21 protein-coding genes are annotated in these 22,033 nt (G+C 75.5%); 8 read left to right on the top strand and 13 right to left on the bottom strand.

Going from position 1 to position 22,033, the window contains the following annotated elements; genetic code table 11:
- Window positions 1-5: 5 nt before the first annotated feature.
- Together AC3WT4_RS09860 and dapA are read right to left on the bottom strand one after the other, a co-directional pair.
- Window positions 6-1,691, bottom strand: coding sequence for a ribonuclease J (locus AC3WT4_RS09860; RefSeq protein WP_492315357.1), 1,686 nt, complete (start codon window positions 1,689-1,691; stop codon window positions 6-8).
- A 51-nt stretch (window positions 1,692-1,742) separates the two neighbouring features.
- Window positions 1,743-2,687, bottom strand: a complete 945-nt coding sequence (gene dapA, locus AC3WT4_RS09855) for a 4-hydroxy-tetrahydrodipicolinate synthase (RefSeq protein WP_492315356.1) — start codon at window positions 2,685-2,687, stop codon at window positions 1,743-1,745.
- Between the two features lie 126 nt (window positions 2,688-2,813).
- Here dapA and AC3WT4_RS09850 point away from each other — a divergent pair, with 126 nt between their 5' ends.
- The 6 genes from AC3WT4_RS09850 to AC3WT4_RS09825 all read left to right on the top strand — a co-directional run bounded on the left by AC3WT4_RS09850 (window position 2,814) and on the right by AC3WT4_RS09825 (window position 7,408).
- Window positions 2,814-4,298: an NAD-dependent succinate-semialdehyde dehydrogenase gene (locus AC3WT4_RS09850; protein WP_074810012.1), complete on the top strand. Its 1,485-nt coding sequence runs from the start codon at window positions 2,814-2,816 to the stop codon at window positions 4,296-4,298.
- Window positions 4,299-4,513: 215 nt separating this feature from the next.
- A complete protein-coding gene (locus AC3WT4_RS09845; protein WP_257417094.1) occupies window positions 4,514-5,155 on the top strand; it encodes a TIGR00645 family protein in 642 nt (213 codons plus the stop codon).
- Window positions 5,152-6,003: an AzlC family ABC transporter permease gene (locus tag AC3WT4_RS09840; protein WP_400109717.1), complete on the top strand. Its 852-nt coding sequence runs from the start codon at window positions 5,152-5,154 to the stop codon at window positions 6,001-6,003. The genes AC3WT4_RS09845 and AC3WT4_RS09840 overlap by 4 nt, the downstream gene beginning before the upstream one ends.
- Window positions 6,000-6,320, top strand: coding sequence for an AzlD domain-containing protein (locus AC3WT4_RS09835; RefSeq protein ID WP_492315355.1), 321 nt, complete (start codon window positions 6,000-6,002; stop codon window positions 6,318-6,320). Before AC3WT4_RS09840 ends, AC3WT4_RS09835 begins: the two co-directional genes overlap by 4 nt.
- A gap of 40 nt (window positions 6,321-6,360) precedes the next feature.
- A complete protein-coding gene (locus AC3WT4_RS09830) occupies window positions 6,361-6,870 on the top strand; it encodes a GNAT family N-acetyltransferase (RefSeq protein WP_034656108.1) in 510 nt (169 codons plus the stop codon).
- Window positions 6,871-6,949: 79 nt separating this feature from the next.
- A complete protein-coding gene (locus AC3WT4_RS09825) occupies window positions 6,950-7,408 on the top strand; it encodes a hypothetical protein (RefSeq protein WP_074810007.1) in 459 nt (152 codons plus the stop codon).
- A gap of 19 nt (window positions 7,409-7,427) precedes the next feature.
- Here AC3WT4_RS09825 and AC3WT4_RS09820 read toward each other — a convergent pair whose 3' ends face one another.
- The 8 genes from AC3WT4_RS09820 to AC3WT4_RS09785 all read right to left on the bottom strand — a co-directional run bounded on the left by AC3WT4_RS09820 (window position 7,428) and on the right by AC3WT4_RS09785 (window position 17,528).
- Window positions 7,428-7,901: a hypothetical protein gene (locus tag AC3WT4_RS09820; protein ID WP_074810111.1), complete on the bottom strand. Its 474-nt coding sequence runs from the start codon at window positions 7,899-7,901 to the stop codon at window positions 7,428-7,430.
- Window positions 7,902-7,960: 59 nt separating this feature from the next.
- Window positions 7,961-8,716, bottom strand: coding sequence for a 4-hydroxy-tetrahydrodipicolinate reductase (dapB, locus tag AC3WT4_RS09815; RefSeq protein WP_492315401.1), 756 nt, complete (start codon window positions 8,714-8,716; stop codon window positions 7,961-7,963).
- Between the two features lie 207 nt (window positions 8,717-8,923).
- Window positions 8,924-10,255: a M16 family metallopeptidase gene (locus AC3WT4_RS09810; protein ID WP_074810006.1), complete on the bottom strand. Its 1,332-nt coding sequence runs from the start codon at window positions 10,253-10,255 to the stop codon at window positions 8,924-8,926.
- A 1-nt stretch (window position 10,256) separates the two neighbouring features.
- Complete coding sequence (locus tag AC3WT4_RS09805; RefSeq protein ID WP_074810005.1) at window positions 10,257-12,482, bottom strand: polyribonucleotide nucleotidyltransferase; 2,226 nt, start codon at window positions 12,480-12,482, stop codon at window positions 10,257-10,259.
- A gap of 311 nt (window positions 12,483-12,793) precedes the next feature.
- Window positions 12,794-13,063, bottom strand: coding sequence for a 30S ribosomal protein S15 (rpsO, locus tag AC3WT4_RS09800; protein ID WP_021479897.1), 270 nt, complete (start codon window positions 13,061-13,063; stop codon window positions 12,794-12,796).
- A 152-nt stretch (window positions 13,064-13,215) separates the two neighbouring features.
- The gene (locus tag AC3WT4_RS09795; protein WP_074810004.1) at window positions 13,216-15,162 is read right to left on the bottom strand and encodes a peroxidase family protein; all 1,947 of its coding nucleotides are present in this window, start codon (window positions 15,160-15,162) and stop codon (window positions 13,216-13,218) included.
- A gap of 282 nt (window positions 15,163-15,444) precedes the next feature.
- Window positions 15,445-16,083 (bottom strand): response regulator, encoded by a 639-nt coding sequence (locus tag AC3WT4_RS09790; RefSeq protein ID WP_492315354.1) that lies wholly within the window; start codon window positions 16,081-16,083, stop codon window positions 15,445-15,447.
- Window positions 16,080-17,528, bottom strand: coding sequence for a sensor histidine kinase (locus tag AC3WT4_RS09785; protein WP_492315353.1), 1,449 nt, complete (start codon window positions 17,526-17,528; stop codon window positions 16,080-16,082). Before AC3WT4_RS09785 ends, AC3WT4_RS09790 begins: the two co-directional genes overlap by 4 nt.
- Before the next feature lie 218 nt (window positions 17,529-17,746).
- Here AC3WT4_RS09785 and AC3WT4_RS09780 point away from each other — a divergent pair, with 218 nt between their 5' ends.
- Together AC3WT4_RS09780 and AC3WT4_RS09775 are read left to right on the top strand one after the other, a co-directional pair.
- Window positions 17,747-18,874, top strand: a complete 1,128-nt coding sequence (locus tag AC3WT4_RS09780; RefSeq protein ID WP_492315352.1) for an ABC transporter permease — start codon at window positions 17,747-17,749, stop codon at window positions 18,872-18,874.
- 41 nt (window positions 18,875-18,915) lie between these two features.
- Complete coding sequence (locus tag AC3WT4_RS09775; RefSeq protein ID WP_492315351.1) at window positions 18,916-19,692, top strand: ABC transporter ATP-binding protein; 777 nt, start codon at window positions 18,916-18,918, stop codon at window positions 19,690-19,692.
- Window positions 19,693-19,711: 19 nt separating this feature from the next.
- On the opposite strand, the gene AC3WT4_RS09770 is transcribed toward AC3WT4_RS09775, so the two are convergent.
- The 3 genes from AC3WT4_RS09770 to AC3WT4_RS09760 form a co-directional block, all read right to left on the bottom strand.
- Entirely contained in the window at window positions 19,712-20,242 is a 531-nt protein-coding gene (locus AC3WT4_RS09770; protein ID WP_492315350.1) for a hypothetical protein, read from the bottom strand.
- Window positions 20,243-20,323: 81 nt separating this feature from the next.
- On the bottom strand, window positions 20,324-21,337 hold the full coding sequence (locus tag AC3WT4_RS09765) for a DUF6297 family protein (protein WP_492315349.1): 1,014 nt from the start codon (window positions 21,335-21,337) through the stop codon (window positions 20,324-20,326).
- A 2-nt stretch (window positions 21,338-21,339) separates the two neighbouring features.
- Entirely contained in the window at window positions 21,340-22,032 is a 693-nt protein-coding gene (locus AC3WT4_RS09760) for an ABC transporter ATP-binding protein (RefSeq protein ID WP_108051705.1), read from the bottom strand.
- Between the last annotated feature and the right edge of the window lies 1 nt (window position 22,033).

The following is a 22,033-nucleotide window of genomic DNA, read 5'->3' as shown; positions in this document are numbered from 1 at the left end:
GGAGGCTACGCCTCGACGACGACCGGGACGATCATCGGACGACGGCGCAGGCGGTTCGAGACCCACCGGCCGATGACGCGGCGCATGACCTGCTGGAGCTGGTGCGTGTCCGTCGCGCCGCCGGCGATCGCGTCCTCGAGCGCCTTGACGACCTCGGGCTGGATGTCCTGGAACACCTTGTCGTCCTCGGCGAAACCGCGCGCGAGGATCTGCGGCCCCGCGAGGACCTTGCCCGTCGCGGAGTCGACGACGGCGAACACGGAGACGAAGCCCTCCTCGCCGAGGATGCGGCGGTCCTTGAGCTCGGCGTCCGTGATCTCGCCGACGCTCGACCCGTCGACGTACACGTACCCGCACGGCACGGCACCCACGACGGACGCGCGCCCGTCGACGAGGTCGACGACGACGCCGTCCTCGGCGAGCACGACGCGGTCGGCCGGCACGCCCGTGCGGACCGCGAGCGCCCCGTTGGCGACGAGGTGACGGACCTCGCCGTGCACCGGCATGACGTTCTTGGGCTTGAGCACGTTGTAGCAGTAGAGGAGCTCGCCCGCGCTCGCGTGGCCGGACACGTGCACCTTGGCGTTGCCGCCGTGGACGACGCGCGCGCCGAGGCGCGTGAGGCCGTTGATGATGCGGAAGACGGCGTTCTCGTTGCCCGGGATGAGCGACGACGCGAGGATGACCGTGTCGCCGTGGCCGACCTGGACCTTGTGGTCGCCGTTCGCCATGCGCGACAGGGCGGCCATCGGCTCGCCCTGCGACCCCGTGCACATGAGCACGATCTCGTCGTCGCGCAGCGAGTCGACCTTCTTGAGGTCGATGAGCACGCCCTCGGGCACGTGGAGGTACCCGAGCTCGGACGCGATCGTCATGTTGCGGACCATCGAGCGCCCGACGAGCGCGACGCGGCGGCCGTGGTGGTGCGCGGCGTTGAGGACCTGCTGCACGCGGTGCACGTGCGACGAGAACGACGCGACGATGATGCGCTTCTCGGAAGCCGCGAAGACGTTGTCGAGCACCGGGCCGATCTCGACCTCGGGCGTGACGAAGCCGGGGACCTCGGCGTTGGTCGAGTCCACCATGAACAGGTCGACGCCCTGCTCGCCGAGGCGCCCGAACGCCCGCAGGTCGGTGATGCGCCCGTCGAGCGGGAGCTGGTCCATCTTGAAGTCGCCCGTGTGCAGCACGGTCCCGGCGCCGGTCGTCACCGCGACCGCGAGCGCGTCGGGGATCGAGTGGTTCACGGCGACGAACTCGCAGCAGAACACGCCGAGCTGCTCGACCTGCCCCTCCTTGACCGCGAGGGTCACGGGCGAGATGCGGTGCTCCTTGAGCTTCGCCTCGACGAACGCGAGCGTGAGCTGCGACCCGACGAGCGGGATGTCGCGGCGCAGCCGCAGCAGGTACGGCACGGCGCCGATGTGGTCCTCGTGGCCGTGGGTGAGGACGATCGCCTCGATGTCGTCCAGCCGGTCCGCGATGTAGTCGAAGTCCGGGAGGATGAGGTCGACGCCGGGCTGGTTGTCCTCGGGGAAGAGGACGCCGCAGTCGATGACGAGCAGGCGCCCGTCGTACTCGAGGACGGCCATGTTGCGGCCGACCTCACCGAGACCGCCGAGGGCGACGATGCGCAGCCCTCCGGAGGGGAGCTCGGGAGGCAGGGAGAGTTCGGGGTGGGGATGGCTCACGGGGCCTCCTGTCGTGGCTGAGCCTGGGGGTTTCGAGGGCTCCTGCCCTCGCTAGCTCGTGGGTGCGGCAGCGCCTGCCGCGGTGGGCACGCCGCCGAGCACGCCCGCGGCGGCGAGGGCGTCGCGCACGAGCGCGACGTCGTCCTCGGTCGCCGCGACGTTCGGCAGGCGCAGGAAACGGTTGTCGGTGACGCCGAGCAGCTCGACGGCGGCCTTGGCCATGACGGCCTGGAAGCCGGCACCGTTGAGCGCGTCGATGATGGGCGTCGTGGTGAGGAACACCTCGAGCGCGCCCGCCGGGTCGCCGGCGTCGAACCGGCGCACGACCTCCGCGAACTGCGGCGCGACGGCGTGCGCCGACACGGAGACGATACCCGCGGCGCCGTGCGCGAGGAACGGCAGCAGCAGGCCGTCGTCGCCGCTGTAGAACGCGAGGCCGGTCGAGGCGGCGAGCTTCGCGGCGGCGTACACGTCGCCCGTCGCGTCCTTGCTCGCCACGACCCGCTCGTGCGCCGCGAGGCGCGCGTACGTGTCGGGGGCCACGCGCACGCCGGTGCGGCCGGGGACGTCGTACAGCATGACGGGGAGGTCGGCCGCCTCGGCGATCGCCACGACGTGCCGGTAGACGCCCTCCTGGCTGGGGCGCGAGTAGTACGGGGTGACGACGAGGAGCCCGTCCGCCCCGGCCTCGGCGGCCTGCTCGGCCATGCGCAGCGCGTGGTCGGTGTCGTTGGACCCGGCGCCCGCGAGGACGGCGGCGCGGTCGCCGACCGCCTCGACGACGGCGCGCACGAGGTCCTGCTTCTCGGGGGCGTGGGTCGTGGGCGACTCGCCCGTCGTGCCGCTCAGCACGAGGCCGTCGTTACCGTCGTCCACCAGGCGCTTCGCGAGCCGGGCCGCCGCCTCGAGGTCGACGGCGCCGTCGGGCGTCATCGGGGTGACCATGGCCGTGAGGACGGCACCGAACGGGCGCGCGGGGGTGGCGGGAAGGACCATGTGCACAAACTACCGTGCGGCGGGTCGTCGCACCGCGCCCGTCCGGCAGCGGCCGGACGCCGTCCGGGGCACAGGCCGGCGCTCGCCCGGGTGCGTCCCCGCGACCCCCAGGGCGATACTCGGAGCATGTCCCGCCCCGCCTCGACGTCGAACCTCTCCCCCGCGCTCGTCGCCCACGTGCCCACCGGGCTCCTCGTGGACGGCCACTGGGGTCCTGCCGAGGGCGGGCGGACCTTCGAGGTCGAGGACCCGGCGACCGAGGAGTCGCTGTTCGACGTCGCGGACGCGAGCCCGGCGGACGCGCTGCGCGCGCTCGACGCCGCGCACCGGGCGGCGCCCGCGTGGCGCGCGACTCCCCCGCGGGAGCGGGGCGAGGTGCTGCGCGCCGTCTACGACCGGGTGGTCGCGCGGGCCGACGACGTGGCCGCGCTCATCACGGCCGAGTGCGGCAAGCCGCTCGCGGAGGCGCGCGCCGAGGTGCTCTACGGCGCCGACTTCCTGCGCTGGTACGCGGAGCAGGCGGTGCGCGCCGAGGGGCTCGCGCGGACCGCGCCCGCGGGCGGCAACCGCCAGCTCGTCTTCCGCCGGCCCGTCGGGCCCGCGCTGCTCGTCACGCCCTGGAACTTCCCCATCGCCATGGCGACGCGCAAGATCGGCCCGGCGCTGGCCGCCGGGTGCACGGTCGTCGTCAAGCCCGCGCGGCTCACCCCGCTCACGACGGCCCTCGTCGCCGAGGTGATCCGCTCCGAGCTCGCCGACCGCGGGCTGCCCACGGGCGTCGTCAACGTCGTCCCCTCGTCGCGCGCCGCCGACGTCACCGAGCCGCTCCTCGCGGACGAGCGCCTGCGCAAGCTGTCGTTCACCGGCTCGACGCCCGTCGGGCGCACGCTGCTCGAGAAGGCGTCCGCCCAGGTGCTGCGCACCTCGATGGAGCTCGGCGGCAACGCCCCGTTCCTCGTCTTCGCGGACGCCGACCTCGACGCGGCGGTCGAGGGCGCCGTCGTCGCGAAGCTCCGCAACGCGGGGCAGTCGTGCGTGGCGGCGAACCGCTTCCTCGTGCACGACGCCGTCGCGCGCGAGTTCGCCCAGCGCCTCGCCGCCGCGTTCGCCGACCTGCGGGTCGGGCCGGGTGCCCAGGACGGGACGCAGGTCGGGCCGCTCATCGAGGCGAAGGCCGTCGACAAGGTCGCCGAGCTCGTCGACGCGGCGGCCGACGGCGGGGCCCAGGTGCTCACCGGCGCGGAGCGGCCCCGCTCCCCCGGGTACTTCTACTCCCCCACGGTCCTGTCGGGCGTCGACCCGGACGCGCGCGTCGTCACCGAGGAGATCTTCGGTCCGGTGGCGCCCGTCGTCGCGTTCGGCGACGACGACGAGGGCATCGCGCTCGCGAACGCGACCGAGTACGGGCTCGCGGCCTACGCGTACACGACGTCGCTCGACCGGGCCGTGCGCGTCTCCGAGGAGGTCGAGGCCGGGATGATCGGCGTCAACCGCGGCCTCGTCTCCGACGCGAGCGCCCCGTTCGGCGGGCTCAAGCAGTCCGGTCTCGGCCGCGAGGGCGGCGAGGCCGGCCTCGAGGAGTACCTGGAGACGGTCTACGTCGCCCTCTGACGTCGGCCCGCCGCCGACCCACCCCGCCGCCGAGCACGGGGTCCGCGACCGGGATCGGCCGATCCTGGTCGCGGACCCCGTGGTCGACGAGCGGGACGCGGGGGCCTCACGTGGCGTTGGTACCCTGACGCCCCGGTGACGACCGGTGACCGGTGCTGCGCGCGCCGAGCCGTCGTCCCCGTCCGCCGTCACCGACTCCCGGAGAGCCCACGCCCGTGCCCTCGACGCCCGCGTTGACCACCAGCCCGACCGTCCCCTCGCCCAGCGCCCGCGTCACCACCGTCGGGTACATGATCTTCGCGTCGCGCTGGCTCCAGGCGCCGCTCTACTTCGGCCTCATCGTGGCCCAGGTCGTCTACGTGTGGCAGTTCCTCAAGGAGCTGTGGCTGCTCGTCGTGGGCGGTTTCACCGGCCGCGCGACGGACCACGCGACGCACGAGGTGGTCGACTTCGGCGCCGAGGAGATCATGCTCGCGGTGCTCGGGCTCGTGGACGTCGTCATGATCTCCAACCTGCTCATCATGGTCATCGTGGGCGGCTACGAGACGTTCGTCTCGCGCATCCGGCTCGAGGGGCACCCCGACCAGCCCGAGTGGCTGAGCCACGTCAACGCGAACGTGCTCAAGACGAAGCTCGCGATGTCCATCGTCGGGATCTCCTCGATCCACCTGCTGCGCACCTTCATCGACAGCGGCCGGTACACGCCGACGCAGCTCATGTGGCAGACGCTCATCCACCTCGCCTTCGTCCTCTCGGCGCTCGCCCTCGCGCTCATCGACCGCATGTCCCTCACCGCGCACCAGCGCGCGGCGAACGCCGCCGCCGCGGGCGAGGGCCCGGCCGACCCGCACGCATGAGCCGGCCCGACGACGTCCCGCGCCCCGGCGCCGACCCCGCGCCCGGTGCTCCGCGCGCGGACGGCGCCGAGGTGCCGGACGTCGTCGTGGTGCCGGACGTCGTCGAGCACGTGGTCGAGCAGGCCGTCGAGGACGAGGTCCGCGCCGCGGTCCGCCAGGCCGTGTCGGTCTCCGTCGCGACGGGCCTGTACGGCATCTCCTTCGGCGCGCTCTCGGTCGTCGCAGGTCTCGACGTGGCGCAGACCATGGCGCTGAGCCTGCTCATGTTCTCGGGCGGCTCGCAGTTCGCGCTCATCGGCGTCGTGGGTGCCGGGGGCGCGCCGGTCGCCGCGATCACCACCGCGGGCTTCCTGGGCGTCCGCAACGCGCTCTACGGCGCGCAGCTCGGCCCGCTGCTCGCGCTGCGCTCGTGGCACAAGGTCGTCGCGGCGCAGTTCACGATCGACGAGTCGACCGCCGTCGCGACCGCGCAACGGTCCCGGCGCGCCGTCCGGGCGGGGTTCTGGTGGACGGGCGTCGGCATCTTCGTCCTCTGGAACGCGATGACGCTCGTCGGGGCGCTCGCGGGCGACGCGCTCGGCGACCCGCGCGCGTGGGGGCTCGACGCCGCCGCGGCGGCCGCGTTCCTCGGCCTCCTGTGGCCTCGTCTCGCGACGCGGGCGATGCAGCTCACCGCGGCCGCGGCGGTCGTCGTCGCGGCGGCGCTCGTCCCGGTCGCGCCGGGCGGCGTGCCGGTGCTCGCGGCGGCCGCCGTCGCCGTCGTCATCGGTCAGGTCGACGCGCGGCGCCGACGGGCGGCCGACCGTGCGGGGGCCGTGCGCGGTCCCCGCGGAGAGGAGCCCTCATGACCTCGGCCACCGTCTGGGTCGTCGTGCTCACCGCGTCCGCGGTGTGCTTCGCGCTCAAGCTGGCGGGCCACCTCGTGCCCGAGCACTGGCTCGCCGACGAGCGCGTCGCGCGCACCGCCGCGCTCGTGACGGCCGCGCTCCTCGCGGCGCTCGTCACGGTGCAGACCGTCGGCGACGGGCAGGCCCTCGTCGTCGACGCGCGGCTGCCCGCGCTGGGCGTCGCGGCCCTCGCGCTCGCGCTGCGCGCGCCGTTCATCGTCGTCGTGGTCCTCGCCGCGGTCACGGCCGCGGGCCTGCGCGCGCTCGGCTGGGGCTGAGACCGTCCCGGCGCCCGGCCGGGTCTCGTAGGGTGAACCCGTGAGCCTCTTCCGCGAGACCGCCGACGTCTCCGTCCGCCCTGCCGTGCCCGGCGACGACGTCGCGATGACCGCGATCCAGGTCGGAGCGTGGCGCTCCTCGCACGCCGACGTGCTCGGCGACGACGTGCTCGACGCGCTCGACACCGTGCGGATGCGCGAGCAGTGGGCCGCCGCGATCTCCTCCCCGCCCGGCCCCGGCTTCGCGGTGCTCGTCGCGTGCGCGGGGGCCGACGTCGTGGGGTTCGCCGCGGTCGCGCCCGGCCAGGTCCTCGCGCTCGAGGTCGAGCCGCGCCACCAGCGCGGCGGGCACGGGTCGCGCCTGCTGGCGGCGGCCGTCGACCGGCTGCGGCGCGACGGCGCGGACGAGGTCGTCACGTGGGTCCTCGACGGTGACGCCGCGCGCGAGGCGTTCCTCTCCGGGTCGGGGCTCGGCCCCGACGGGCGCACCCGGACGCTCGCGACCGGGCTGCGGGACGTCGTCGAGCGGCGCTGGACCGCCGAGATCTGAGGACCGCGGAGCCCCGCGTCACGCAGCCGTGACACGCCCGTGACCCGTTCGTCCCCGTGACCTGCGAGGATCGTCCGCCATGGGCATCCTCACCGACTACTTCGCCGCACCGGACGACGCACGGGCCGCGCTCGCCGCGCAGGCCGGACCGGCCTCCCCCGACCCGCTGACCACGCAGCCGGGCTTCGCGACCGTGGAGCTCAAGGGGATCGACCCGTTCGTGGTCCTCGGCACCCTGACGAGCCTGCTCACCGACCGCCCGTACGCGGAGGTCACGGCGGACGCGCGCCACGGCTCGCTCGTCGCGACCGGCGGGGACGAGGGGCCCTGGGTGGTCTCCGTGACCGACGTGCTCGTCGGGGCGCTCGCCTCCGCGACGCCCGCCGCGCTCGACGAGGTCGCCGTGCGGTGGGCGGGGACGGAGGAGCTCGAGGGGTCGGACCCCGCGGACCTCGCCGACGCGCTGCACCGGCTCGCGGCGCTGTGCGTCCGCGCCGACGACGCGGGGCACCGGCTCTACTGCTGGACGAGCCTCTGACGCCCGTCCTCGGGAGCCGTCAGGCTCGACGACGCGCGCGGTAGAGCGCCGCGGCCTTGCGCAGCGCCTCCCGGGCGCGGCGGCGGTCGCGCGCCGCGTCGTACGCGAACGCGAGGTGGTACCACGCCTCCCAGCTCGTGGGGTCGGCGTCGACCGCGTCGCGGTACGGGCCGAAGGCGGCGTCCGCGGCCTCGCGGTCGATCCGGCCGCCCGGCGAGCGCGGCAGGTCGTCGACGGGCAGGCGGCCGCGGCCCGCGAGGTCGTCGGCCATGCGCTGCACGGTGCCGGCGAGCAGGAACTCGCGCCCGATCAGACCGACGACGAGCAGCGGCAGCACGAGCACGCCCGCCCCGATCGCCATGGCGACGGGCTCGCCCGTGCCGATGAGGGCCGCGGAGCGTCCCGCGACCTGCCACACGTACAGCGCGAGCAGGAGGGTGACGAGGACCGCGCCGACGATCGCCTTCCACGGTCGCCCGGATCGCGACGGCACGCGCGACCCGCCGCCCCCGGGTCCGGGGGCGTCCGGGCCGGTGGGTCCGCCGGGCACGCTCACGCGAGGTCCAGCACGTTCTCGAGGCCGACGGTCAGCCCGGGCCGGCCCACGACCTCGCGCACGGCGAGCAGGACGCCCGGCATGAACGAGACGCGGTCGAACGAGTCCTGCCGGATCACGAGCTGCTCGCCCGCGTTGCCGAAGAGGATCTCCTCGTGCGCGACGAGGCCGCGCAGCCGGACCGCGTGCACGCGCACGCCGTCGACGTCGGCACCGCGCGCCTCCCAGCCCGTCTCGGTCGCGTCCGGGCTCGCCGCGAGACCGGCGTCGGCCCGCGCGGCGGCGATCGCCGCCGCGGTGTGCCGCGCGGTGCCGGACGGCGCGTCGACCTTGTCCGGGTGGTGGAGCTCGATCACCTCGGCCGACTCGAAGTACCGCGCGGCCTTGGCGGCGAACGTCATCGCGAGGACGGCGGACAGCCCGAAGTTGGGCGCGATGAGCACGCCGAGCCCCGGTGCGCCGGCCGCGGCGGCGCGCCCGAGGTGCGCGACGACGCGCCCGCGGCTCTCCTCCGTCCAGCCCGTGGTCCCGACCACGGCGTGCACGCCCGCGTCGATCAGCGCGTGGACGTTCGCCTCGGTCGCGGACGGGACGGTGAAGTCGACCGCGATGTCCGCGCCGCCGAGCATCGCGGCGGCGACCTCGTCGCCCGCGTCGAGGCGCGCGACGAGCTCGAGGTCCGCGGCGCCCTCGACGGCGGCGCAGACGGTCGCGCCCATGCGCCCGGCGGCGCCGAGGACGGCGACCCGCAGCGGGCGACCGGGCTCCCTGCCGGGGGCGGTCGGGGCAGGATCGGGCGCGGGGGTGCTCTGCTCGCTCACGCCCGTCACCCTATCGCCGGAGCACGGGCCGACCGGTTCCTCGTCCACCGCACCGGGCAGTGGGTCTGCCCACAGCACGACGGCGGCCGCCCTCCGCGAGGAGGACGGCCGCCGCGCGACGCCGTGGGAGGCGAGGTGTCAGTCGCCGAACGGACCGACGCGCACCACGGAGCGCGGCCGCGACGCGAGGTCATCGGCGAGCTTCTGCACGTCGTCGGCCGTGACGGAGCGGATCGCGTCGAGCGACTCCTCGACGCTCAGGAGCTCCCCGTAGACGAGCTCGGCCTTGCCGAGCCGGCTCATGCGCGAGCCGGAGTCCTCGAGCCCGAGGACCATGCCGCCGGAGAGCTGGCCGATGCTGCGGTCGAGCTCGGCGCCGGTGATGCCGTCGGCCGCGAGGCGGTCGAGCTCGCTGTGCAGGAGCGCGGTCACCTCGTCCACCTTCGACGGCGCGCACCCGGCGTAGAGGCCGAACGTGCCGATGCCACCATGGCCGGACGCGAACGAGTAGGTCGAGTACGCGAGGCCGCGCCGCTCGCGGATCTCCTGGAAGAGGCGCGAGCTCATGCCGCCGCCGAGGACGGCGCTCAGCACGGAGAGCGTGAAGCGGCGGTCGTCCGTCGCGGCCAGGCCGGTGCCGCCGATGACGACGTTCGCCTGCTCGACCGCCCGGTGGACCGACAGCTCGACGCTCGCAGACCCCAGGCCCGCCAGGGCCGGGTCCACGGGGTCGCGGCGTGCCCGGGGCGCGCCCGACGCGTCGAGCGCCCAGCCGCCGTCGTGCAGCGCCCGGCCCACCTGGTCGACGAGCGTGTCGTGGTCGACGCCGCCCGCCGCCGCGACGACGAGCGTCTCGGGACGGTAGTGCCAGCGGTAGTGCTCCCACACGGCGTCCCGGGGCACGGCGTTGATCGTGTCCGGGGTGCCGCCGATCGGCCGACCCAGCGGGTGGCCGGCGAGGACCGCGGCGGCGAACTCCTCGTGCACGACGTCCGAGGGGTCGTCGTCGTTCATCGCGAGCTCTTCGAGGATCACGCCGCGCTCGGTCTCGAGCTCGTCGGGGTCCAGGCGCGCGGAGGTCACCATGTCGGTGATGACGTCGACCGCCATCGGCAGGTCGGCGTCGAGCACGCGCGCGTAGTAGCACGTGTGCTCCTTGCCGGTCGCCGCGTTGGCCTCGCCGCCGACGGCGTCGAACGCCTCGGCGATGTCCATCGCGGAGCGGCGGGCCGTGCCCTTGAACAGCAGGTGCTCGAGGAAGTGCGTCGACCCGAAGTGGCCGTCGGTCTCGTCGCGTGAGCCGACGCCGACCCACGCGCCCACCGTCGCCGAGCGCAGGCCCGGCATCGACTCGGTGAGCACGCGGACCCCGCCGGGCAGGACGGAGCGACGGATCGTCGCGCCGTCCTGCCCGGCGGTCAGCTCGGCCCCGGCGTCACCCGCCGGGACGAGCGGAAGGTCCCACGGCACGTCAGGCGTCCGCGTCCTCGGTCGCGGGAGCGTCGGCCGGAGCCTCGTCCTCGACCACGGCGTGCAGCGAGAGCTTGCCGCGCGGGTCGATCTCGCCGATCTCGACCTGGACCTTCTGGCCGATGGACAGCACGTCCTCGACGTTCTCGACGCGCTTGCCGCCCACGAGCTTGCGGATCTGGCTGATGTGCAGCAGACCGTCCTTGCCCGGGGAGAGCGAGATGAACGCGCCGAACGACGTCGTCTTGACGACCGTGCCGACGAAGCGCTCGCCGATCTCCGGGACGTGCGGGTTGGCGATCGCGTTGATCGCCGCGCGGGCGGCCTCGGCCGACGGGCCGTCGACGGCGCCGATGTACACGGTCCCGTCGTCCTCGATGGAGATGTCCGCGCCCGTCTCCTCCTGGATCTGGTTGATCATCTTGCCCTTGGGGCCGATGACCTCGCCGATCTTGTCGACCGGCACCTTCACGGAGATGACGCGCGGGGCGTTCGGGGACATCTCGTCGGGCACGTCGATGGCCTCGGCGAGCACGTCGAGGATCGTCAGGCGCGCGTCGCGCGCCTGGGTCAGCGCACCGGCGAGCACCGAGGCGGGGATGCCGTCGAGCTTGGTGTCGAGCTGGATGGCCGTGACGAACTCGCGCGTGCCGGCGACCTTGAAGTCCATGTCGCCGAACGCGTCCTCGGCCCCGAGGATGTCGGTGAGCGCCGCGTAGCGGGTCTCACCGTCCACCGTGTCGGAGATGAGGCCCATCGCGATGCCCGCGACGGGGGCGCGCAGCGGCACGCCCGCGTTGAGGAGCGAGAGCGTCGAGGCGCACACGGAGCCCATGGACGTCGAGCCGTTGGAGCCGAGGGCCTCGGACACCTGACGGATCGCGTAGGGGAACTCCTCGCGGCTCGGCAGCACCGGCACGAGCGCACGCTCGGCGAGCGCGCCGTGACCGATCTCGCGGCGCTTCGGGCTGCCGACACGGCCGGTCTCGCCGGTCGAGTACGGCGGGAAGTTGTAGTTGTGCATGTAGCGCTTGCGCGTCTCCGGACCGAGCGAGTCGATCTGCTGCTCCATGCGGAGCATGTTCAGCGTGGTGACGCCCATGATCTGGGTCTCGCCACGCTCGAAGAGCGCGGAACCGTGCACGCGCGGCAGCACCTCGACCTCGGCCGACAGGGTGCGGATGTCCGCGAGCCCACGGCCGTCGATCCGCACGCCGTCGGTGAGCACGCGCTGGCGCACGAGCTTCTTCTGGAGCGAGCGGTACGCGGCGGAGAGCTCCTTCTCGCGGCCGTCGAACCCGGCCTGGAGCTTGCCCACCATCTCGTTCTTGATCTCGTCGAGACGGTTCTCACGGTCCTGCTTGTCCGCGATGGCGAGCGCCTCGCGCAGGTCCGTCGCGACCTCGGCCTCGACCGCGGCGAACGCGTCGTCCTGGTAGTCCAGGAAGACCGGGTACTCCTTGACGGGCTTCGCGGCCTGCGCCGCGAGCGCCGACTGCGCGTCGCACAGCGCCTTGATGAACGGCTTGGCCGCCTCGATGCCCTCGGCGACGACCTCCTCGGTCGGCGCGGCCACGCCCTCGTCCTTGACGAGGCCCCAGGCGCCGTCGGTCGCCTCGGCCTCGATCATCGCGATCGCGACGTCGTCACCGACGACGCGGCCGGCCACGACCATGTCGAAGACCGCGCGCTCCTTGTCGGAGTACTTGGGGAACGCGACCCACTGGCCGTCGACCAGCGCGATGCGGACCGCGCCGACCGGGCCGGAGAACGGCAGGCCGGAGATCTGGGTCGACGCCGACGCGGCGTTGATCGCGAGCGTGTCGTACGCGTCGTCCGGGTGGAGCGCGAGGACCGTGATGACGACCTGGACCTCGTTGCGCAGGCCCTTGACGAAGAGCGGGCGCAGCGGGCGGTCGATGAGGCGGCACGCGAGGATCGCGTCCGTCGAGGGACGACCCTCGCGGCGGAAGAACGAGCCGGGGATGCGGCCCGCGGCGTACATGCGCTCCTCGACGTCCACCGTCAGGGGGAAGAAGTCGAACTGCTCCTTCGGGTGCTTGCCGGCCGTCGTGGCCGACAGGAGCATGGTCTCGTCGTCGAGGTACGCGGCGACGGAGCCGGCGGCCTGACGGGCGAGGCGCCCGGTCTCGAACCGGACGGTGCGGGTGCCGAAGCGACCGTTGTCGATCGTGGCCTCGGCGAACTGGATCTCGGGACCCTCCACGGGTGCCCTCCCTTTCTCGAAGCGCCGCCCGGGTAGCCCTGTCGAGGGTTCCGGTCCGTGCCCCGGCGCGTGGCGCAGGGGCTCCGGTCGCACTCGACGCTCGGCGGTCTTCGATCGAGGTCCACGGCGGTTCCCGCACCGGCGCCGTCCGAGGACGGTGCCGAGGGGGTCCGTGAGCCACTACCGAGGACCGAACGAGAGGCCGGCGGCGCGGTGGGTGGTGTGCGGCTGGTGGTGCTCAGCCGGGGTGTGACGGGTACATCACACCAGACCAGCCCGGTCCCCGCAGGGACCGGGCTGGCGGTGTCGTGTCAGCGACGCAGACCGAGACGCTCGATGAGGCTCCGGTAGCGGTTGATGTCGACCTTCTGCAGGTAGCCGAGCAGGCGACGGCGCTGGCCGACGAGGAGGAGCAGACCACGACGGCTGTGGTGGTCGTGCTTGTGCTCCTTGAGGTGCTCGGTGAGGTCCTTGATGCGCTGCGTGAGGAGCGCGACCTGGACCTCGGGCGAACCGGTGTCGCCCTCGCTCGTCGCGTACTCGGTCATGATGCGCTGCTTCGTGGCAGTGTCGAGCGGCACGGTTCTCCTTCGGGTTCGTTGCGCGGTGCGCCGGGACGGATCTCCCGGGCTCTCTCTGTCCGCGGCCGGTCAGACGGCGCATCCACCCTACCAAACGGACGCGCCGTCGTCGGCCGCGACCCGGCCCGCCCGGCCGGACCGCGCGACCCGCCTCAGGGGGCGCCGTCGTGCCCGGCCGTGCCGTCACCGCGGAACCGGCCCGCGGCGTCGGGCAGCACCCCGGCGAACCGGAGCAGGTCCGGCAGCGTGAGGACGAGCGCCCCGTCCTCGAAGTGCACGCCCTGCGCGGGCGTCCAGCGGTTGCTCGTGCGCACGTACGACGTGTCGTCCTGCCGCAGCAGGTACACGAACGTCTCCGCGAGCACGCGGCTGCCGACCTCGCCGAGGAAGCTGCCGTCGCCCTGGAGCTCGGCCTCCTTGAGGACGTAGTACCACAGCGGGGTGCCGCCGTGGTCGCCGTCCCGCAGGGCCGCGAGCGCCTGCTTCACGTCGTCCCCCGCCCGGTCCTCGAGCTGGGCCGGGGTGAGCGGGGTGACGCCGAACGCCGCGGCGACGGCCTCGCCCGTGGGGAGGGCGAGCATGTACCCGCGCAGCAGGTTGCGCTGCGCGAGCTGCTTCTGGAGCGCGCTCGCGACGAGCTGGGCCGGGGTGTGCGCCGGCGGCTCGGGCGGCAGGTTCCCCTCCTTGACCATGGTGCCCAGGCTGGGTGCGAGGAACGTGTCGATCTTCTCGGCCGCACGGAACGTGCGCGGGTCACCCTTGTCGACGAACCGCGCCCACTCGATCGGCCAGTTCGACGGCAGGACGGGCGTGCCCTGCGGTCCCGGGCGCAGGCTGCCGCCGTTCCCCGTGAACTGGAAGAGCTGGGTCAGGCTCGCGTTCGCGGGCGGCGGGCCCGTGAAGTTGACGTTGAAGTCGTAGGAGTCGCGGATCATCGAGTGCCCGAACCGGAACGCCGCGACCGCGAACTCGAGCGGCATGGAGATCGGGTACCGGGGCCGGAAGAACGACGTGTCTCTCAGGAGCGTCGCGTCGAGCACGCCCGGCTTGGTGAGGGTGCGCAGGTAGTCGTTGACCACGAGCCACTGGTAGTGCCACCGCACGAGCTGGCTCGCGCGCTCGAACACGCCGCGCTCCCCGCCCGTGTGCCGGGTCCAGGGCTCGACGTCGTCCACCCAGTCCACGACGGCGTTGTGGAACCGGATCATCGCGAGGTGGAGCTGGGCGACCACGAGGTTCTCGTCGTTGCGTCCGTCCGGGATCAGCGGTGCGCCGCCGTCGTCGCGCGGCAGGTCGCGCTGCGCGTCGTCGCCGGGTGCCACGAGCGAGAACGAGGGGCCGCCCGGGATGACGAGCGGCTCGGTCGAGATGCGGCCGAGCCGCAGCTTCGCCGAGCCCGGCACGTACGACGCCTCGCTGCGCGTCGTGCGGTAGCCGCGCTCTCCCTCGAACCGCGGCCCGCTGCCGTACAGGGAGTCGAGGTTGAGCGCCGGGTGGCGACCGTTGTGGAGCGAGCGGACCACGACCCACGGCGCGAACACCTGGAAGGGCACCGCGTCGACGTCGCCGAGCGCCTGGTCCCCGTCCCGGCCCGTCGTCGTGTCGGGGCCGTTGGTGTTGAGCGTGATGTCGTGGTCGATGAACTGGCCCCAGTACGTGTACACGGCCGGCACGTGCGAGTCGAGGCTGCGCGGCGGCTGCCCGGGCGGGGTGACGGGCCGGGCGACCATCGCCGCCCCGAGCGTCTTCAGCGCGGCGACGGTCGCGGCCGTCGCGCCGTTCCCGACCGGGAGGTGGAACCGCGGGAAGCGCTCGGCGAGCTGCGGGAACAGGTAGTCGAACGCGGTCGTGGAGTCGTACCGGTGGTGCTCGAGGTCCCGCGCCACCGCGGCCTCGGCCGCGGGCAGGAGCGGTGCGTCCGACTCCGCCGGGTCGACGTCCGCGTCGGTCGCGACCTCGTCGGGGACGACGGCCGACCCGTGCCCGACGCTGCGGACGGTCCGGCCGACCGGGGTGGACGCCTGGTCGACGGCGTCGGGGGCGACGTCGTCGACGACGGTCTCGGCGACGGGGGTCGCCGCGTGCTGCTGAGCCTCCATGGCTCTGCCCTCTCTGTCGGAGGTCTTCGTGCGGCCCGCGCGCGAGCCGCCGGCGCCCCCGCGGGCGTGCGCGCGCGGGGACGGGTGCGACCGCCCCGGGCCGCAGCCCGGGGACCGCGCGGCCGCCTGGGCGCCGTGCACGACGGCGCCGCTCACCCGGAGGGAGGGCCCGGCGCGGGTGTCGTGACACGGCTCGGCAGCGGCCGCAGGACGACGCCGCGGAACGCTTGCGCGGCGGCGCGACGCCACGTCGACGACGGCCCGGCAGCGAGGGTGCCGCGCTCAGCCCCGCAGGAGCCCGCGGCGCCGGGCCTCGGCGACGGCCGCCGTGCGCGACGGCGCGCTGAGCTTGTCGTAGACGTGCACGAGGTGCGTCTTCACGGTCGCGCGCGAGAGGAACAGCTCGTGCGCGATCTCGTCGTTCGTGCGCCCCTCGGCGACGAGCGCGAGCACCTCGAGCTCGCGCGCGGTGAGCGCGGTGCCCGGGCTGCGCAGCCGGCCGAGCAGCCGGCGCTGCACCGCGGGGCCGAGGGCGACCTCGCCCGCCGCGGCCGAGCGCACGGCCGCGACGAGCTCGTGGGTCGGCGCGTCCTTGAGCAGGTAGCCGCGAGCGCCCGCCTCGACCGCGGCGAGGATGTCGGCGTCCGCGTCGTAGGTCGTGACGACGAGCACGGGCGGACCGTCCGTCGCGACGATCTCCCGGACCGCGTCCACGCCCCCGAGGCGCCCGGGGCCGAACTGCAGGTCGAGCAGCACGACGTCGGCCCGCAGCCCGGCACGCAGCCGCGCGAGCAGCTCCTCGGCCGAACCGACCTCGGCGACGACCCGCACGTCCGGCTCGGCCTCCAGCACGGCGCGCAGGCCGGTCCGCACGACGGGGTGGTCGTCCGCGAGGACGACGTCCACCGCAGGGCCGGTCATCGCTCCTCCTCGGTGCCGGTCGGGGTGCCGGTCGGGTCGTCGGTCGGGTCGTCGGTCGGGTGGCGAGCCGCGTCGTCGGGCGCGGTGCCCGACCGGGTCCCGGTCGTCGCCGCGAGGGGCACCCACGCGGCCACCGCCGTGCCGGCGCCCGGCGCGGACTCCACGGACAGCGTGCCCCCGAGGTCCGCGACCCGCGCGCGCATGGCGCCCAGCCCGAAGCCGCCCGGCCGGTCCGCCGTCGGCGCGGGGACGGCGTCCGGGTCGAACCCGCGCCCGTCGTCGACCACGTCGAGCGCGACCGCGTCGTCCCCCGGCCCGGTGCCCGCGAGGAAGCTCACGGTGACGGCGGCGCGCGTCGCACCGGCGTGCCGCTCGACGTTGGCGAGCGCGGACTGCGCGACGCGCAGCAGCGCGGCCTCGACCTCCGTCGGCAGCGGGACGGGCTCGCCGCTGACCCGCACGACGACGCGCGGCCCGCCCTCGGCGGCGCGGCCGGACGCACGGTCCGCGACGCGGCGCAGGGCCCCGACGAGGTTCGACGACGCGAGGTCGGCGGGAGCCAGCGCCCGGACCACGCGGCGTGCCTCGGCGAGGTTGTGCCGGGCGACCTCGCGCGTCTGCTCGACGTACCCGCGCGCCGTCGCCGGGTCGCCCGCGTCGAGCGCGGTCCGCGCCGCGCGCAGGAGCAGCTCGGCGGACGAGAAGCCCTGGGCGAGCGTGTCGTGGATCTCGCGCGCGAGGCGCTCGCGCTCGGCCGCCACGGCCCGCTCCCGCTCCGACACCGCGAGCTCGTCGCGGGTGCGCACGAGCTCGTCGAGCGTGCGCTGGCGCTCCTGCGACTCCCGGACGACGGCCTCGAGCGCGAGCACGACGACGACCGCCACGGCCCCGCCGATGGCCGGCCCGAGCACGAACGGCAGCGCGACGCGCGCGGTCCACACGGCCATGACGCCGACGACGAGCACGACCACCACCGCGACCGCGACCGGGCCCCGGCGCGGGCCGAGGACGTGCATCGCGACGAACATCAGGGGGAACGCGACCCAGACGGCGGTCGTCGTGACGAGCGACAGCCCGACCCAGAGCGCCACGAGGCCGGTCACCCACGCCCCCGCGGGCCACCACGCACCGCGCGGAGCGCGCACGTCGACGGGCACGGGGACGCGACGACGGCCCACGACGTACAGGGCGAGCAACGCCGCGCCCAGCAGCACGGCACCCACGCCCCGCGCCGTCGACGTGACGAGCGCGCCCGCGACCGCGAGCGCCACCAGCCCGACGAGCAGCACGTCCAGGCCCCGCCGCAGCCACCGTGTCGCGGCCGGCACGACCGGCGCGACACGACCCGCCGGCACCGAGCGGTCGGCCGGCACCGCGTCGCCTGTCGGCGCCGTGCGGCCGACGGGCGCGGCAGGCACGGCGGGCTCGGGTCCGGGCGGGGTCACGCCGTCACCCTAGCCACGGCGGCACGGCCCGGCATCGTCCGAACGGTCGATCCGGGGCTCGTCCCTGCGGCGCCCCGGGACCGGTCGCACCGGTGATCCGCACGACGCCGTCGCGCGGGACGGTGGACGGGACGTCGGGACGGGTCCTGCCGCGCACGACCGCTCGTGCTCGCGGGGCCGTCCCGTCCCCCTGCCCCTCGGACCCCGGAGGTCTCCCCGTGTTCCTCGCCCTGCGCGACCTGCGCCACGCGCGCGGTCGCTTCGCGCTCATGACGGTCGTCGTCGCGCTCATCACGTTCCTCGTCGCGTTCCTCGCGGCGCTCACCGCGGGCCTCGGCCGCGCGAGCACCTCGGCGGTCACCGACCTGCCGGTCGACCGCGTCGTCTTCGCGCCCCCGGAGGAGGGCGCGTCCCCCTCCTTCACGGAGTCCGAGGTGACCGCCGCGCAGACGGACGCCTGGGCCGCCGTCCCCGGCGTCGAGGACGCGGAGCCGCTCGGCGTCGCGACCGTGCGCGCGTCGGGCGAGAGCACGGCCGCCGTCACGGCGTTCGGCGTGCACCCCGGTTCCGGGCTCGTCCCCGCCGCCGAGGGCGCCGACGTCGCACCCGGCGCCGTCGTGCTCTCGCGGGGCGCGGCCGACGCGCTCGGCGCGGACGTGGGCGACCAGGTCGACGCCGGGCCGCTCGGGCTGACGGTCTCCGCCGTCGCGGACGTGAAGGCCGACTACTCACACACCCCGGTCGTCTGGGTGGCACTCGACGACTGGCAGGCCGTCGGTGCGCGCGGCGGCGCGTCGTCCGACGGGACCGCGACCGACGGCACGGGCGGCGAGGTGGCCACCGTCGTCACCCTGCGGTTCGGCGACGACCCCCCGACCGCGGACGCGCTCGCCGCCACGGACGCCCGCGTCGGGACCGTCACCGCGACGCCGCGCGAGGCGCGCTCGGCCATCTCGTCGTTCACCGCCGAGAACCTCTCGCTGACCCTCATGCAGGTCTTCCTCCTCGCGATCTCCGCGCTCGTCGTCGGCGCCTTCTTCACCGTCTGGACCATCCAGCGGGCGGGGGACGTCGCCGTGCTGCGCGCGCTCGGCGCCTCGACCCGGTACCTGCTGCGCGACGCGATCGGCCAGGCCGGCGTCGTGCTGGGCGTGGGCGTCGGTGTCGGCACCGCGCTCGCGGCGGGCGCGGGACTGCTCGCGTCCCACGTCATGCCGGTCGTCGTCGACCTCTCGACGACCCTCGTGCCCGCCGTCGTCCTCGTCGTGCTCGGCGGCCTCGGCGCGGTCCTCGCCGTGACGCGCGTGGCGCGCGTCGACCCGCACGCGGCGCTCGCGGCCCGCTGACCTCGCCCTCTCTCGTCCGTACCGACCCTCAGGAGCTCCCCGTGGACCTCGTCCTCGACCGTGTCCGTCTCACCTACCCCGACGGCGACGGCGTCCTCGTCGCCGTCGACGACGTCTCCCTCACCGTGCCCTCGGGCACCACGACGGCGCTGCTCGGCCCGTCCGGCGCCGGCAAGTCCAGCCTGCTCGCCGTCGCGGCGACGCTCACGCCGCCGACGTCGGGAGTCGTACGGGTGGGGCCCGACGTCGTCAGCGCACCGCTCGACGCCGATCCCGACGCCGGTCCCGACGCCGGTCCCGACGCCGGGTCCGGGAACGCGTCCGGACCGCGCGGCCGACGGCGCGCGCGCCGCGCGGCGGACCGGGCGGCGGCGCTGCGCCGCGAGCGCATCGGGCTCGTGTTCCAGCAGCCGCAGCTCGTCGCGTCGCTCACCGTGCTCGAGCAGCTCGAGCTCATGAGCCACCTGCGGGGCCGCTCCCCCGCGTCACGCCGGACGCACGCGCTGGAGCTGCTCGACGCCGTCGGGGTCGCCGACCGCGCGGACCGCCGGCCCGAGCACCTCTCGGGCGGGCAGCGCCAGCGCGTCGCGATCGCCCGCGCGCTCATGAACGACCCCGAGGTGCTCCTCGTGGACGAGCCGACGTCGGCGCTCGACCACGAGCGGGGTGTGCAGGTGGTGGAGCTGGTCGTGCGGCTCGCGCGCGACCTCGACGCCGCGACGCTGCTCGTCTCGCACGACGAGGCGACGCTCGACCCGGTCGACGCGCGGGTCCACCTCGCGGACGGCCGCCTCGTCCCGGCGCCCGCGACGGCCTGACGCCGCACCCGCGCTCGGGTCAGCGCACCGCGCGCACGCGGGTCGCGACCGCGACCCCCACGACGGCGGCCAGCGCCTGGGCCGCCACGACGCCCCACCCGGCGGTGCCGACGAGCAGCGCGACCCCGAGCGGGACCGCGCCGAGCACCGCGACGTCGGGTCCTTTGCGCAGCACGGCCGCGGCGCCCGTCGGCAGGCCGCCGGAGGGCGTCGCGAGCAGCGGCCCGCCCCAGTCCGGCGGCTCGCGGTAGGCGCTGCGCACCGCCGCGGCGCCCTGCACGACCGCCGTGAGCACCGCGACCGCGAGCCACCGTGCGTCGCCCGTCGCCACCGCGAGCGGCGCCGTGCCGGCGGCGAGGCACGCCGTCGCGGTGAGCGTCGGGACGACGCCGCGCGCGAGCCGCGTCCACCGCGCGCGGAGCGGCACGAGCGCGTCGACGACGGGGGCCATCTCGGCCGTGCGCGCCCCTTCCGCACCGAGCACCGCCGCACCGAGGCCTGCGGCGACGAGCAGGACGAAGAGACCGAAGCCCGAGCCCAGGCCGGGCACCTGCTGCGCGACGACCGTGAGGGCGGCGAGACCGACCGGATCGTCGCGACGTGCCGTGCCCTGGGCCTGCGGGTGACCGGGTCACGGTCCTTCCCGCTGCCTCGCGCCGCGGGCCGTCTCGAGCTGCGCGAGCGCCGACGGGCTGTGGCCCAGCAGCACGAGGTCGGCGGCGACCACCGCGCCGACAGGACCCCGGACGGCGGCGAACCGGCGCGGCCGACGGACGCGGAACCGCGCGGCGCCGGCCCGGCGCAGGGCCCGGCCGAGGTCGCGCGTGTCGAAGGACAGCACGGCCCCGCCCACCTGGTCCGCGACCGCGCTCTGCGCGCGCAGCACCGTCGCGCCGAGGGACTCCAGCCCGCGCCACCACCGCAGGACGAGCAGCGCCGCGACGACGAGCAGGCCGAGCACGACGACGAGCGGCGCGTCGAGCGACGGGAGACCGGAGCGCCCGGCGACGACGAGCGCGAGGCCTACGACCGGGACGGCCGCGACCGCGACGTCGCTCGCCCGCGCGAGCACCCCGGCGGCGCGGGCCGACGGCTGGGCGAGCCCCGCGACGGCGACGAGGAGCAGGCCCAGGGCGCCGCCGGTCGCGCCGGCCCGCAGCGCGGGCACCGCGTCCAGCCCGGCGGCGACCGCGACGACGGCGCTCCCCAGCGTGCCGAGCACGGCCCCCAGCACGACGGCGCGCGCGAACGACGGCGACAGGAGCCCTCGACGGTCGGCGGGCGTCGGCACCCACCAGCGCACCCCGCCCCCGCCTGCGCCGACCGGGCCCAGGCGCACCGCGGTGCCCGCGAGGAACGCGAGCAGCGCCGTCGTCCCGAGCGCCTGGAGGGCCCCCGGCCCCAGCACGGGCGGCCCGCCGGTCGGCACGGTGGTCGCGAGCGTCGAGCGCAGCATCGAGGCGAGCCCGACGACCCAGCCCGTCGCGAGCGCGACGGACACCACGGCGTAGGCGACGTCGACGACGATCTCGCCCGGCCCGGCGTCGGCCCGCGCGGCCGCGGCGCGGGCCGTGAGACGGCGCAGCTCGCGGCCGGTCAGCAGCTCGTCCGGGTCGGAGCGCAGCGCGCTCGGTCCGTGCGCCACGGTCAGCGCACCGCCAGGAGCGCCGCGCGGGTGTCGGCCGGGGCGAGCGGGACGCAGCGGTCGTCGCCGACGAGCAGCCCTCGCGCGCCCGTGCGCTCGACGAGCTCCGGGTCGTGCGTGGCCAGGACCACGGCCACGCCGCTGCGCGCGTCCTCGACGAGCAGCGCCGCGAGGCGCTCCCGCATCCCGGGGTCGAGCCGCTGCTCCGGCTCGTCGAGGACGAGCAGCTCGCGGGGCCGCACGAAGCCGGAGGCGAGCAGGAACCGTCGTCGCTGCCCGGAGGAGAGCGCCGACGGGAGCGACCGGCCCTGCTCGGCGATCCCGAACCGGTCGAGGAGCTCGTCCACGACCGCCCCGGCTCGCGGCACGCCGTGCCCCCGCGCGACGAGGACGAGGTGCTCGCGGACCGTGAGCGCCGGGAAGAACGCGTCGTCGTCGAGCACGCCCGCGACGCGCGCCCGGAAGTCGCGCTCGCGCTCGTCCACGTCGCGCCCGAACGCGCGCACCGCACCGCCGAGCGGCGCCTGGAGGCCGAGCAGCGTGCGCAGGAGGGTCGACTTGCCGCTGCCGTTGGCGCCGATCACCACGACCAGCTCGCCCGGGCCCACGGCGAGGTCGACGGGTGCGCACACCGCGACGTCCGCGTAGCCGACGCGCAGCGCGCGCGCCTCGAGCACGGGTGCCGGGGCGGCCACG

The sequence above is a fragment of the Cellulosimicrobium sp. EB106-03-01-XG111 genome (genome assembly GCF_058792115.1).
The sequence above is the reverse complement of the archived record's forward strand: the minus strand, read 5'-3'. Positions and strand labels throughout refer to the sequence as shown.